Source organism: Veillonellaceae bacterium (assembly GCA_012523975.1).
Taxonomy (GTDB): domain Bacteria; phylum Bacillota; class Negativicutes; order JAAYSF01; family JAAYSF01; genus JAAYSF01.
In genome coordinates, this window is sequence record JAAYSF010000002.1 from 1 (window position 1) to 12,820 (window position 12,820).

General features: G+C 47.5%; 14 protein-coding genes. 1 reads left to right on the forward strand and 13 read right to left on the reverse strand.

The genetic code is table 11. The features are described from left to right. Nucleotides 1-157: 157 nt before the first annotated feature. From GX348_00210 to selD, 7 genes are all read right to left on the reverse strand, one after another. Nucleotides 158-505, reverse strand: a complete 348-nt coding sequence (locus GX348_00210; GenBank protein ID NLP40621.1) for a cupin domain-containing protein — start codon at nt 503-505, stop codon at nt 158-160. A 131-nt stretch (nt 506-636) separates the two neighbouring features. Further along, nucleotides 637-1,743 (reverse strand): redox-regulated ATPase YchF, encoded by a 1,107-nt coding sequence (gene ychF / locus GX348_00215; GenBank protein NLP40622.1) that lies wholly within the window; start codon nt 1,741-1,743, stop codon nt 637-639. Nucleotides 1,744-1,829: 86 nt separating this feature from the next. Continuing rightward, nucleotides 1,830-2,039 (reverse strand): DUF951 domain-containing protein, encoded by a 210-nt coding sequence (locus tag GX348_00220; protein NLP40623.1) that lies wholly within the window; start codon nt 2,037-2,039, stop codon nt 1,830-1,832. Between the two features lie 13 nt (nt 2,040-2,052). After that, on the reverse strand, nt 2,053-2,868 hold the full coding sequence (locus tag GX348_00225) for a mechanosensitive ion channel family protein (protein NLP40624.1): 816 nt from the start codon (nt 2,866-2,868) through the stop codon (nt 2,053-2,055). Continuing rightward, the gene (locus tag GX348_00230) at nt 2,861-3,151 is read right to left on the reverse strand and encodes a DUF3343 domain-containing protein (protein ID NLP40625.1); all 291 of its coding nucleotides are present in this window, start codon (nt 3,149-3,151) and stop codon (nt 2,861-2,863) included. The genes GX348_00225 and GX348_00230 overlap by 8 nt, the downstream gene beginning before the upstream one ends. Continuing rightward, a complete protein-coding gene (gene yedF, locus GX348_00235) occupies nt 3,151-3,747 on the reverse strand; it encodes a sulfurtransferase-like selenium metabolism protein YedF (protein NLP40626.1) in 597 nt (198 codons plus the stop codon). Before yedF ends, GX348_00230 begins: the two co-directional genes overlap by 1 nt. Then, on the reverse strand, nt 3,737-4,771 hold the full coding sequence (gene selD / locus GX348_00240; protein NLP40627.1) for a selenide, water dikinase SelD: 1,035 nt from the start codon (nt 4,769-4,771) through the stop codon (nt 3,737-3,739). The genes yedF and selD overlap by 11 nt, the downstream gene beginning before the upstream one ends. A 163-nt stretch (nt 4,772-4,934) precedes the next feature. On the opposite strand from selD, the gene GX348_00245 reads away from it, so the two are divergent. Continuing rightward, entirely contained in the window at nt 4,935-5,606 is a 672-nt protein-coding gene (locus GX348_00245; GenBank protein NLP40628.1) for a hypothetical protein, read from the forward strand. Nucleotides 5,607-5,690: 84 nt separating this feature from the next. Here the strand turns inward: GX348_00245 and GX348_00250 are convergent, their stop codons facing one another. From GX348_00250 to GX348_00275, 6 genes are all read right to left on the reverse strand, one after another. After that, a complete protein-coding gene (locus GX348_00250; protein ID NLP40629.1) occupies nt 5,691-6,605 on the reverse strand; it encodes a cation transporter in 915 nt (304 codons plus the stop codon). 162 nt (nt 6,606-6,767) lie between these two features. Then, nucleotides 6,768-7,583 (reverse strand): carbon-nitrogen hydrolase family protein, encoded by an 816-nt coding sequence (locus tag GX348_00255; protein ID NLP40630.1) that lies wholly within the window; start codon nt 7,581-7,583, stop codon nt 6,768-6,770. Between the two features lie 117 nt (nt 7,584-7,700). Beyond that, nucleotides 7,701-7,910 carry an aspartyl-phosphate phosphatase Spo0E family protein gene (locus GX348_00260; protein ID NLP40631.1) on the reverse strand — a complete coding sequence of 70 codons (210 nt, stop codon included), beginning with the start codon at nt 7,908-7,910 and terminating at the stop codon, nt 7,701-7,703. 38 nt (nt 7,911-7,948) lie between these two features. Further along, complete coding sequence (locus tag GX348_00265; protein NLP40632.1) at nt 7,949-10,240, reverse strand: FAD-dependent oxidoreductase; 2,292 nt, start codon at nt 10,238-10,240, stop codon at nt 7,949-7,951. Nucleotides 10,241-10,253: 13 nt separating this feature from the next. Continuing rightward, nucleotides 10,254-11,888 (reverse strand): 4Fe-4S binding protein, encoded by a 1,635-nt coding sequence (locus tag GX348_00270; protein ID NLP40633.1) that lies wholly within the window; start codon nt 11,886-11,888, stop codon nt 10,254-10,256. Then, on the reverse strand, nt 11,876-12,820 hold a 945-nt coding region (locus tag GX348_00275), incomplete at its 5' end, for a glutamate synthase (GenBank protein ID NLP40634.1). The genes GX348_00270 and GX348_00275, both read right to left, overlap by 13 nt.

The following is a 12,820-nucleotide window of genomic DNA, read 5'->3' on the forward strand; positions in this document are numbered from 1 at the left end:
GTTCTGCTTTACGTCAAAAAAGATTCGCCACAGGATGCTTTTTTCCATGTAACCCTAATTCCCCAAACCCACGTCGTTTCTCCTGTCAAGAGCACTCAAATTTTATACTTTCTGATATATTAAAAAAAGCGCAGCTTCTGCTGCGCCTGATATTATTCTAAGCGTAAAGAATCAGAGCCAGTACTTCAACGTCTTCCGTTCCTTCATTTTCAATACCATGGCTTTGCATATTATCGGTGAAAGCCATGTCGCCAGGTTTGAGGATTGTCCTTTCGCCATTATCATAATAGGTGGCCTCGCCCTTTAATACGTAATAGGCTTCGACATCACCTTTATGCTGGTGTGAACCGATTGAGCAGCCAGGTTTAATGGTATTGATGGAAAACAAGCGACCTTTACCTTGAAACTCGCCGCCTTCCATGAGATGCATAAGCTTAACTTCGCCTTTGCCGCCTAACATATTAGGTCTAATTTCTTCATTAAACGTTCCCGCTCTTTTAATCATTTATATACCCCCTTTTCTGACTAGTTTGTTAATTCTACACAATTGATTTTATTCCTGCGTATTGTAACAATATTCCAAATCAAAAACAGGGTGCTGAAATAGCACCCTGCTCAAATTCTACAACCTGCGTTTTATACATTGAATCTAAAGTATGTCACGTCACCATCTTGCATGACGTATTCCTTGCCTTCCAACCGAACAAGGCCTTTTTCCCGGGCTGCGCTCTGGCTGCCCGCCGCCATCAAATCATTGAAGGAAACAATTTCGGCGCGTATAAAGCCGCGTTCAATATCACTATGGATTTTTCCGGCTGCCTGCGGCGCTTTCGTGCCTCTGACAATAGTCCAAGCCCGCACTTCCTGTTCGCCAGCGGTAAAATAGTTGATTAAGCCGAGCAGCTTATAGCTGGCTTTAATCAGCTTGTCCAGTCCGGACTCCTCAACACCAAGTTCAGCCAAAAATTCTTTGGCTTCATCGTCATCAAGTTCAGCAATCTCCGACTCAACTTTAGCTGAAACAGCAACTACTTCGGCGCCTTCCTGCGCAGCGTATTCCTTTACTTGTTGGACATACTTGTTGTCATCAGGATTTGCAATCTCATCTTCACTGACATTTGCAACAAACAATACCGGTTTTAAAGTCATAAGATTGAGGTCGCGGATAAGCGCGGCCTCGTCTTCAGTCATCTCAACACGACGAGCGGGCTGAGCTTGTTCCAATGTTTCCCGGATACGGTTTAGCAGCGCCACTTCGGCCTGCGCCTTTTTATCGCCGCTTTTAACGAGCTTATGGCTGCGCTCAACACGCTTTTCAACCGTCTCTAAATCAGCCAGGCAAAGCTCGGTATTAATAATCTCAATATCACGCAGGGGATCTAACCCGCCTTCAACGTGGGTGATGTTGCTATCGTCAAAACAGCGTACTACTTGGGCAACCGCATCGACTTGACGGATATGGGCCAAAAACTTATTACCCAGACCTTCCCCCTTGGATGCGCCTTTAACCAACCCGGCGATATCAACAAACCGCATTGTAGCCGGAATGGTTTTCTTGGGCTTATTCATTTCAGTCAGTTTCCATATTCGCTCATCAGGCACTTCAACAACCCCGACATTGGGCTCAATGGTGCAAAACGGATAGTTTGCAGCCTCTGCTCCGGCCTTAGTGATAGCATTAAACAAGGTACTTTTGCCGACATTAGGAAGTCCTACAATGCCGACTTCTAAGTTTGTGCTCATTAATTTTATTCCACCTTAATTATTGTTATAAATCTTTTCTAATTTTAGATTATCTGGTTTAAGATTTCAATAGCCTGTAAGCCTAATTAGGTCCCCTGCTCTTGACCGGCCTTTTGGGCAATCGACTTGACCGCCTTTTCGAACTTGGGTCGCGGCACCATTACCCTCCGTCCACAGCCCAAACATTTTAGGCCGAAGTCGATGCCGGTTCGAGTTATTTCCCAACGGTTCGAGCCGCAGGGATGCTCTTTTTTCATGATTACGATATCGCCAATGTCATAGCGGACAAAATTCATTTATTTTACCACCTTACCTGATTAGTGATGTCGTTGGCAGCGGAATTGCTGCGTCATCAAATAATAATTTTATCTTATACCGCAGCGCCGTTTCAACCTTTGTTTGCTGCAAGGGCACAGTTTTAGCGGTAATTCGAATGATTACCTCACCTGGCCGCAAATCAACAACACCGACTACCTTAGGCCCTTCAAGCACTTCAGGCATAGCTTGTTCTATTTCGCTGCAGGCATTGTTTAAAAGCGCCAGCACTTTGTCAATATCAGCTTGGTATGATACCGAAACATTTACCGTTGCAACCATATGGCCCCTTGTATGGTTGCTAATTCGCGTAATAGCGCCGTGCGGAATTATATGCAGGACGCCGTTGCCATCGCGCAGCTTGGTAACGCGAAAACCAATTTCCTCCACGATTCCGGCCATATCACCGATTACAACATAATCGCCGACAGCATATTGATCTTCCAAAATCACGAAGAATCCGGTAACAAAATCTCTTATCAGACTTTGAGCGCCGATACCGACAGCTAACCCGATGATACCGGCGCCTGCGATAAGCGAGGTAGTATCAATGTGAAATTCCTGCAGAATCAATATAATAGCGAAAAAATAGATTATATACCTCGCAATACTTTGAAACAGTTGACTAAAGGTTCTTGCGCGCTTTTCGTCAAAGCGGAAGGCTGTATGACTGAAATTAGGGAAGAACACCCTGCTGACAATCAGATTTAAAACCTTTAGAAAAATGCTTGCTACCAAAATTATAAGTATAATCCTGATAGCTTTATTTCCGGATATTATCCAAAAGTCCGGGGTCGTATATTCATACATCGGTATCCTCCCCAAAGCTGGCCAATTCCTCATATAGCCGTTTAGCGGCATCGCGGTAAAACAGTTTCGACCACTTTATCTGGTGCTTTCGCAAAATTTCCATCACGACTGCTTGATCGTTTGCTTTAAACAATAAACATTGACCGCAGCTTATGTCAATTTCCCGCGGCGTGGGCATGGCAACTATTTTTATACCGGCGGCAATTAGTACCTTCTCCGCCCCGATAGCGTGGTGAACCGAAGGCAATGAAACAAGACGGTCATAGTCTTGATAGATGGCCATTATAACGTAACTGCCTTAGCCGCTGATGACAGTTCATCAACGATGGTAAACATATTAGTAACCGACCCAACGGCCAATTTGTCTTTCAAGCCGTAAAAATCCAGACAGGTTCCGCAGGATAATACTTGGGTCCCGTGGCTGCTTAACTGACTTAAATGTTCGAGCACGGGCGACCCCTCAACAGTCAGCTTAACGCCGGCATTGATAAACATTATAACGTCAGGCCGCGGATCCCGCTCAAGCAGGGTGAACATAAATGATTTCATTAGCACTCCGCCTAGTTCAGCGCTGCCATGACCAAGCGTATCTTGCGATATTAGATAGACCAGCTTACCATTAGCCGTTTGAGGCTGGTTTAAGGTTTGCTCGGTTGGCACTGCCTTTCCTTTGGTTATTTTTATGTAATAATGATTACCTTGCTGGCTGACGCTTACCCCGCAATTGTTGGCTGTTGCAAACTTAATAACATTCTCCTTGGCAACACTATTATCGACAATGGCGGTAATAGTTCCCTCAGCAATGCTGTCAAGCGCTTTTTTAACGCCAATTACCGGCTGCGGGCAGGCAAGACCTCTAGCATCAACATCAATAGACATATATCTCACCCTTTCCATGCGTAGTAATCTCCCCGATAACGGCTGCTTCAATAACGCCAGCCTTATGCAGCACATCGAGCAGACTTGCGGCACGATCTGCAGGGATACTGATTAAAAGCCCGCCCGAAGTCTGCGGGTCATAACATAAATCACGAATATTTTCAGGCACCGCCTGCGCAAATTCTACTGTCGATAAATAGCCGCGATTGGCATAAGCTCCGGCCGGCACAAGTCCCATTTTGGCTGCTTCTGCCGCCTCCGGCAATAGCGGCACAGCATTGGCGGCGATTTTTATATTTACTTTACTGCCTGATGCCATCTCGTAAATATGGCCCAATAGACCAAAGCCTGTTACATCAGTGCAGGCATTTACCGGAAAACAAGCCATGACTTCGGCTGCCTTACGGTTGAGTTTAGCCATGCTTTGAGCAGCCGCTGCCGAGCCGTCAGGAAACATATCAGCCCTGGCTGCCGTTGCCAGCACTCCGGTTCCAATCGGCTTGGTCAGGATTAAAGCATCTCCCGGCTTAGCATTAGCATTAGTCAGCACCTTATCAGGATGACAAATTCCGGTCACACTCAAGCCATACTTAGGCTCATCGTCATCTACGGTGTGCCCGCCGACAACAACGGCACCGGCTTCCATGACCTTGGCGCAGCCGCCCTCTAATATCTTGAGCAAAACCTGACCGTCCAGCTTGCTGTTGGGAAAAGCCACGATATTCATTACCGTCAGCGGCTTCGCCCCCATAGCATATACATCACTGAGACTGTTCGCCGCAGCGATTTGACCAAAGAGATAAGGATTATCGACAATAGGCGTAAAGAAATCTACTGTTTGGATTAGCGCTATATTGTCATCTAATTTGTAAACGCCAGCATCGTCAGCTGTTTCTATTCCGACTAATAAATTAGGGTCTGTGGGTTTAGGCAATTGACACAGCACGTGTGCCAGGGCTCCAGGCCCGATTTTGGCAGCTCAGCCCCCGCACTTGGTATAGGCCGTAAGTTTAACCATGCCAATTCCCTCCTTGCCATTAAAACATTAGTAAATTTAAGTATCTTTAGCCATTATTACGCCATCTTTTGATATTTATACCTTGCCGGAAAAACTCCTCTTTTCCTGTGGTTAACCAATTAGCCAGCGGCTGCATATAATGCTGTAGTAAGCGCGAGGGGTGATCTCGATGAAGCGACAGACTACAGTATCTGCTCCGCCCATAACCGATGTTATTTTGTCGGATGTTAACGCCGTAATACCTAGTTTTTCATCCTTAGTGTCATCTTATCGTTTGTTAGTAGGCGCCGCGGAAGAGATCGGGCGAATTCCCGGCGTTCCGGAAGAAATGTTTAAAAGGGCTGTTTTGCGCTTCGATCACTGCGGAACGCTTATCGATATTCTGCTGGAGCTTTTATGCTGTAAAATTGCTTACAGCAGCGAATTTCTGAGTGTTACTTGCGCGCCGCTTGATATATTTCAACTAGTTACAACCGGACGTTGTCCTGAAACAGATACTCCACTCGGAACGGCCGAGCTCATTATCCAGCTTGAAATAGTCCGGCGGCTTTTGGAGAATAACTGTGATATTTCCTGTTTCGGCCCTCAGCCCCCGATTGGCGGACCTACTACTTCTCCCCCTCCACCAACCGCGCCCACGCATACTAACAAGCCCTGTCCCAAACCGAAGCAGCCAAAGTGCCCGCCGCCAGCGTCCTGCTGTACTGATGAAATTCTCGAAACAATCGTCAATGAGGCCCTATGCAATCTAAAACCGCGCGAACCTCAGCAAGAAAAAACCGCGACAGGAACAAAAAAAGAAGCCCCTAAAAATATCGAGAAAGATATCAAAAAAGATTAGCCGGCAGACCAGACAATATACAGCTAACCGCACAGCAAAAACTTTTGTTGTGCGGTTTTTCAATATGCTTTATAAAACGCTATCCTATTCTTTTTTGTCAGGCAGCGGACAAAAACCAAAGTCCTCGTGATAGTCACATGGCTCTAAATGAATAATAACATCACACAGACCGAACTTACACTTAATCTCGGCTTCTATTTCATCACATACAGCATGCGCTTTGTCTAAGTGCATATTTTTATTTAAGATGAGGTGCATATCAATTAACCGATAACTTCCCGAGCGCCGCGTACGCAGGCGGTGAAAGGAAATCACCTCGGGATGACTATTAATTATTGCAATTATGGCTTCCTCTTCCTCTGGCGGCAGAGTGACATCAGTCAGCTCTTTAAGGCTTTTCTTAGTCATACCATAACCCGCTTTGAATACTATCACGGCCACAATAATGGCAATAACAGGGTCAATCCAAGCCAATCCGGTAACCTTAATAACGGCTAACCCAATCAGTACACCGAGCGATGTCCAAATATCTGCCCTAAGATGAAGCGCGTCAGCCTCCAGGGCATGCGATTCAGCCTTACGGGCAACCGTCATCAGTCTTCCTGACACCCAATAGTTTACGACAATTGATATCACCATAATACCAATGCCATATTCAATAAAGTCAGGCACCACCGTCGTCTTAAATTTTTCCGCAGCCTCATACACTATCCACACCGCAGCTAGGACAATTAGAATTGCCTCAACTGCTCCGGAAAGATTCTCAAATTTGCCATGGCCATAGGCATGATTATCGTCTGGCGGTTTCCCAGATTTTTTTACGGCGTAGAAAGCTACCATTGAAGCCAGCAAATCGACTGCTGAATGTGCGGCTTCTGAAATTATGCTTACTGCTCCGGTATAGAAACCAACAACTAATTTGAGTACAACAAGCAATGAATTAGAGATTATCGACAGGAAAGCCACATTTCGTTTCTCCCGGATTAACTCGGTTTCCAAAACTTACCCCTCCACGCAAACTGAATCTTTAGTCTAAAGCACAAAAAACACCTGCGGAATTTAGGTCCGCAGGCTATGCCGCCATGCCAGCTGCACCGAATACGATCGGCCGCTTGATCCTATTCCATTATATTAGCATTCCGCAAAAAATGTGTAAATATTTTATCTATAAATATCCAGCCGGCGATGTTTTAAAATGGGTAGTTCTTCACGGACCTTGTCAATTACGGCAAGGTCAAGCTCCACCGTCAGCAATGTCTCATTGGCACCAGCTTCTGCCAGGATTTTTCCCCAAGGGTCGGTAGCTATTGAGTGGCCGTAGGCTTGATATTTTACGCCTGGTGTAGTCGCCGGAGCGGCTCCGATAATAAAGACTTGATTATCAACAGCCCGCGACTTCATCAGCAGTTCCCAGTGAGCCGGGCCGGTCACTAGTCCGAAAGCCGCCGGATAAATAAGCAGCTTGGCACCTTTATCGATCATGGCCCGGGCCATTTCAACAAACCTGATATCATAACAGATTCCAACCCCAAAGGTAATTCCGCCGGCCGTTATAACAGTAATTTCGCGTCCGGCAGTCAATGTTTCAGACTCCTTAAACACTGTTCCGTCTTTAATGTCAACATCAAATAGATGTACTTTTCGATGTCGGCCCAGCAGGGCTCCGGTATTGTCAAATATGAAAGATGTATTATACACATTAGCGCCGTCCCGCTCTGGTATCGATCCGCCGACAATAACGATCTTTTCCTGTTCAGCCAGTCTAGCTAACAGCTGGGTAGTTTCGCCGGGATAGCATTCAGCATACTGGGGGAAAAGCTCTGATTGATAAGGACAATTAAACATCTCCGGCAGTACTGCTATCTGACAGCCTTGCTTAGCGGCCTCTGCCACCATGGCGGCTGCTTTGCGCAGGTTTTCATTTTTATCATCGACTACGGCCAATTGACAAATGCCGATTTTTAGGTTGCCGCTCATTTAATAGCCCCCTTCTGTTCCTCATCCGTGATAATTAAGCACTCCTGCCCCAATGTCCTGCTTTATTTATATGCTTAATTAGCTTCTCGCAGTCAATACGTTGACAAGGACGCAACTTTATTTATTGCGCCCTTGTTTGGAATTACACTTTTCTGTCAGTAACCGTTCATATTCATTCAACTTTTGGTTTAACTCCTGGCTTGCTTTTACCACTTCAGGGTCAGTAAGGCATCGCCCCTTGGCCGTCTCATGCAGCCGTGTCCGTAATTTCTCAATTATAGCCTCAATTTCTTGAATCTGATTCAAAAATTCAGCCCCTTTCAGCATCACTATTAGTGTTGACGCCGGAAAAGAGGCTTATTCAGCTAATTATTTGCTTTCATTGTCCAAATGCCGCAAGGGCATACTCCGGCACAAATACCGCAGCCAATGCACTTATCAGGATCTGAACTATATTCGAAGGAGCCGTCCGGCATCAGTTGCCGCGAAATTGCCTTTTCCGGGCAAGACATATAGCACATATGGCAGTCGCGGCAAGTTCCGCAGCTTATACAGCGGTTATAATCCTCATGAGCTTTTGGGGCTTCACAGGTATGGCACTTTTTAAAGTATCCTTCTGCCAGGCGCACAGCTGGAATGCGGTTTTTTCCCTCGGCCATAAATAAATCGCCGTTCAAGTAGGCTTCCACCGCCAAGGCGGCCTGACGTCCAGCGGCTATAGCGTCCACCAACCGTCCGGGTTTAATTGTATCACCGGCTGTAAAAACCCCTTGCTCAATACTGTAGTCATCATTCGGCTTTAACAGGCCGCGCTCAATTGGTACGTCAGCGGGCAGAAAGTCTAATACCGGGTTTTCGCCGATACTGATTATTACGCTGTCGGCTTCAATTAAGTCACCGCTTTGGGTTACTACGCCAGCCGCTGTTATTTCTTTAGTATATACCGGCCATACAAGTTTTCCGCCCAAATTTTCGACGGCCTTAATCTCTTTGGCAAAAGCGGCCGGTTTTTGGATGTCAATGCAGACTACCTCTTTGGCACCCATTTCATAGGCGCCAACAGCCGCGTCCATGCCGGAATTGCCGCAGCCGATTACAACAACCCGCTCACCCACTTGCGGACGTTCGCCGCGATTAATGGCTTTTAGAAAATCAATGCTCGGAATCAGTCTTTCTTTACCCGGCCAAGGCGGAAGCTTGGCGGCATGACTGCCGGTTGCCACAATTACGGCATCATGGCTGCCTTTTATCTCTTCAAACTTAGCTTTATCTACTTTGGTTTTAGTTCTAAACTTTACGCCAAGTGATGCTATTCGATTAAGCTCATTTCTGAGAACATCCGGCGCAAGGCGGGAGCGGGGAATAACCTGTTCCATCTTGCCGCCCATCTTATTATCAGCCTCGTAAACTGTTACGCTATAACCGTCCCGCACCAGTTGCCAAGCTGCGGTAAGGCCGGCGGCCCCGCCGCCGATTATGCCAATGCTGCGGCCATTGCCGGCAGCTGCAGCTTTAACTTTAATATTGGCTGACATCATGCCGAGATCACCGATTTGAGCCGAAAAGTCGATATTTTGTCTTGTGCAACCGTCCATGCAGGGATTAGGACACACTGAGCCGCAGACCGAGCCGGGAAAAGGGGTATAATCAAGAACCAACTGGTAAGCTTGCTGAGTTTTGCCCTCACGCAGCAAATTATAGCGGTGCTGCGTAGGAATGGAGGCCGGGCAATTAAATTCACAGGGGGCAGCATACAGGCCGTTCTCCCAGACCGGCACCCGCTGGCGATGAATTCCCCGTGCCACCAGGCCAACGACTTCAAGACTATCATTGACAACGTCGCTGAAGATACCTTGCGGAACCCATTCCTGAGTCCGGAAGGCTCTGATATCGCTATGCACCTTTTTAGGACGCTCATCATAGGTCAGTGGCGTAACCTTATTCCACTCTTGCCAGTTAGTTAACTGCTCATGCAGTTCTGTGCGGTCAATCGAAGCTAAAAAGTCCTCCATCTTGCCGACTAGATATTCAATATCTTGGGCGCCAAGTGGCGATATCTTAACATCCTTAACTGACAAGCCGGCAGCTTTACCCCGATAGTAGAGCGTTCCGCCAACCATGCCAACGCAAGAGCGGTCGCCTAAGACAGAGTCAAATTGTTCACAGTCATAGCCGCATACTACAGCAATACCGCCTGACATAAATTCAAACGAGAAACTGCCGCAGTTTTTTAGCACCCATAATTCCGGCGTCTCATAAAGCGGGTCATGCTTCATCAGCGATCCGGAACGGGTGCCGGCCCGGCCGCCGATATAAATTGTACCGGCTGCTGCGCAATGGCCGGTGGTGTCGCCGCCATCGCCTTTGACAACGATTCTGCCGCCGGCATTAAGCCAGCCGATATCAGCCGGTGCCGGTCCCTCTACCACTATCTCAGTTCCCGGCAGGCACATCGAGCCGACGCGCTGACCGGGATTCTCAACGTAAAACTTTAAAGTCTTTCCTTCCGGATGCCAAAGCGGTCCGCCAATGTCATGTTGGCCGGAGCCTTGAATTTTAAACTCTGTTTCGCCCGCCGTTAAAGCTTGATTGATAGCTTCAAGCAAGCTTTGGGTTGACATACGCTCGTTGCCGTTTATCGTATTAATTTTAAACATCTTAGCCCCCCTCCTAGCATGCAAATTGAATGTCAAGCTTATCAGCAATCGCTTTATCGGTTGTAACTAAAGCGTCTGACCGGCCTACCGGCAGTGTGCTGTTGCCGATCGGCGCCATCAATTTTTTGAGTTCAACATCAAGCGCCAGCATATAGTCAACAATGTTTTGGGCCGCTTTGTCGATATCAAGACGACGTACAAGCCGCGGATCCTGAGTACAAATGCCGGTTGGGCATTTTCCGGTGCTGCAGGAATTGCAGCGGCCTTGCTCATTGCCGACACAGCCGCATAACTGGGTAAGGATTTTGCCGATAAATACCCCATTAGCACCCAGACAGATGAGTTTGAAGGCATCGGCAGCTGCGTTGCCTGTCAAGCCGACACCACCGCCCGCCCATAAGGGAATTTGACCTTGACTGCCCTGTTTGACGGCCGCAAGATAGCATTCCCGCACTTTGGACACAATCGGGTGTCCGGTATGATCCAGAGAAATTTCATTTGCCGCGCCTGTTCCTCCTTGAATACCGTCCAGGAAAAACCCGCCGCAGATTTTATACGGATCGCGCAAAAGGTTATTATAAACCGATACCGAGGTGGCTGAGGCCGCGCATTTAATGGCTACCGGCACCCGGAACTTAAAGGCGGCATTCATGGATAAGAACATTTTCTGAACTGATTCTTCAATGGAATACAGACCTTGATGATTTGGCGGCGACATGAGGTCAGCCTTAGGCACACCGCGAATGGCCTGAACGTGAGGAGCAACTTTAGCTGCCGGCAGCAGTCCGCCGTCGCCTGGCTTAGCCCCTTGGCCAACTTTTATCAAAATTCCGGCCGGGTCAACTTTCATCTGCGGCATGGCTTTGATAATTCGGTTCCAGCCAAAATGACCTGAAGCAATTTGCAGTATGGTGTATTTCAGATATTCGGACTGCATTAGTTTTACCGGCATACCGCCCTCACCCGAACACATCCGGATGGGAAGGTTATGCTTTTCGTTGAGGTAGGCCGTAGCTATTGCAATAGCCTCCCAGGCCCGGGTCGACAACGCTCCGATCGACATATCACTGAATATTACCGGATAAATCCAATTGACCGGCGGCGGCGTAGTAGTTAGCTTTAATTCGCCGGCTGTCGCGGCTAACGGCAGCTCTTTGGGCGCTAAAACCCGCCCAAACGGTGCTAAGATATCGAAGGTATGACGCTCTGAGTCCAGTGATGGGTCGGTCATTTGGGAAATCCGCCCCACAACAATCTTGTCAAGAGTACGGTCAGCATTCAGGTTGGTGCGTCCGCCCCGTTTAATGGTTGCGCCGCCCGCCCGCGCCAGCAGGTTTTGCCGCGAATCGTTATTACGGATTGGTTTGATGGCCTTATTCGGACAGACCTTTTCACACATTCCGCAGCCTACACAGGCGTTCGTCAAGCTGACCTTTTGTTTTATTACCGGAACGGCCGTATGCCGCTGATCAGGAGATGGCTGATGACCGGTAGAGATGGTTATCGACCGCCGCTCAACCGACGCCTCAATGGCATTGAAAGTACAGGCCGCTATACAGCTGCCGCACATTGTGCATCTTTCAGGCAAGTATTGAATAACCCACGGCAGGTCATTTGCCGTAATATCCTGCGTTCTTACTGTTTCCATCTTTCTACCTCCAATCTCCCATTAATCAAGACAACCTCGCGTTCATTCGGGTAAATATCTAAAGTTTTATCACGATTAGGCAGGATAGCGTTAATGCCGCAAACTTCTGAGGCTATTGCCAGCGTTGTATCATCGCGCCCTACAACAACGGGCCGGAGTTTTTTGGAATCACAGCAGGTTATCATATCGCCGCTGGGCAGCATAGCAATGATGGTATTAGGCCCATTTATCTCAAGATGGCCCAGCGACTGCCGAATTGCCGTAAGTTCCGCCCGGTCGGGACGGTTTAAAATCTCGGAGAACGGCAGCGGCGTAATAACATGCTTATAGTACTTAAGCGGCCATTTAAGTTCGTGTAAAACATAGTGGAGCGTATACAGGAAGTTCTGTGAATCTGATTCGAAACCAATGTAACCGCGGTGCAGCGACTTCTGAAACTCTTTATTTTTGGTATAAAAGGTGTTTTCGCCGTTTGCGCAGAGCGTATAACCCTGAAGAAAAAACGGGTGAGCGGCATACCGGACGATATCATAGTTGGTATTTTGACGGCATTGGACAACAATATTTTTGGCAGTAAAGTCATCATTTTCTTCCCATAAGCCAAAATACTCGGCAATATCACGCGGATTGCCGATTTCCTTTAATGTTAAAACGTCAGGCCAGAACGAGTATACATAGCCCTGACCGGCTTTCTCAAGCATTTCGCGCAGGGCCAGCCGGATATTTAGCAGCAGTTCTTCTTTGGCCTCTTTTGGGGCGTCAACGTAATGCTCGGGATAGTCATACGCCCGGAAGATATAATACGGCATGGCTTTGATATCAAGACCAGCTTTTTTGCTACCGGCAGGTATCCATTCATAAACAGGATTAAAGTTGTTGTTCTCCATGAAATCTTCGATTAATTTATTGCCTTGCTGTGTGCATGCTACCGA

What these genes read in the sequence shown, in the direction of transcription:
- GX348_00210 (NLP40621.1), bottom strand. Translation starts at nt 505, where the DNA reads ATGATTAAAAGAGCGGGAACGTTTAATGAAGAAATTAGACCTAATATG.
- ychF (NLP40622.1), bottom strand. Translation starts at nt 1,743, where the DNA reads ATGAGCACAAACTTAGAAGTCGGCATTGTAGGACTTCCTAATGTCGGC.
- GX348_00220 (NLP40623.1), bottom strand. Translation starts at nt 2,039, where the DNA reads ATGAATTTTGTCCGCTATGACATTGGCGATATCGTAATCATGAAAAAA.
- GX348_00225 (NLP40624.1), bottom strand. Translation starts at nt 2,868, where the DNA reads ATGTATGAATATACGACCCCGGACTTTTGGATAATATCCGGAAATAAA.
- GX348_00230 (NLP40625.1), bottom strand. Translation starts at nt 3,151, where the DNA reads ATGGCCATCTATCAAGACTATGACCGTCTTGTTTCATTGCCTTCGGTT.
- yedF (NLP40626.1), bottom strand. Translation starts at nt 3,747, where the DNA reads ATGTCTATTGATGTTGATGCTAGAGGTCTTGCCTGCCCGCAGCCGGTA.
- GX348_00245 (NLP40628.1), top strand. Translation starts at nt 4,935, where the DNA reads ATGAAGCGACAGACTACAGTATCTGCTCCGCCCATAACCGATGTTATT.
- GX348_00255 (NLP40630.1), bottom strand. Translation starts at nt 7,583, where the DNA reads ATGAGCGGCAACCTAAAAATCGGCATTTGTCAATTGGCCGTAGTCGAT.
- GX348_00260 (NLP40631.1), bottom strand. Translation starts at nt 7,910, where the DNA reads ATGCTGAAAGGGGCTGAATTTTTGAATCAGATTCAAGAAATTGAGGCT.
- GX348_00265 (NLP40632.1), bottom strand. Translation starts at nt 10,240, where the DNA reads ATGTTTAAAATTAATACGATAAACGGCAACGAGCGTATGTCAACCCAA.
- GX348_00270 (NLP40633.1), bottom strand. Translation starts at nt 11,888, where the DNA reads ATGGAAACAGTAAGAACGCAGGATATTACGGCAAATGACCTGCCGTGG.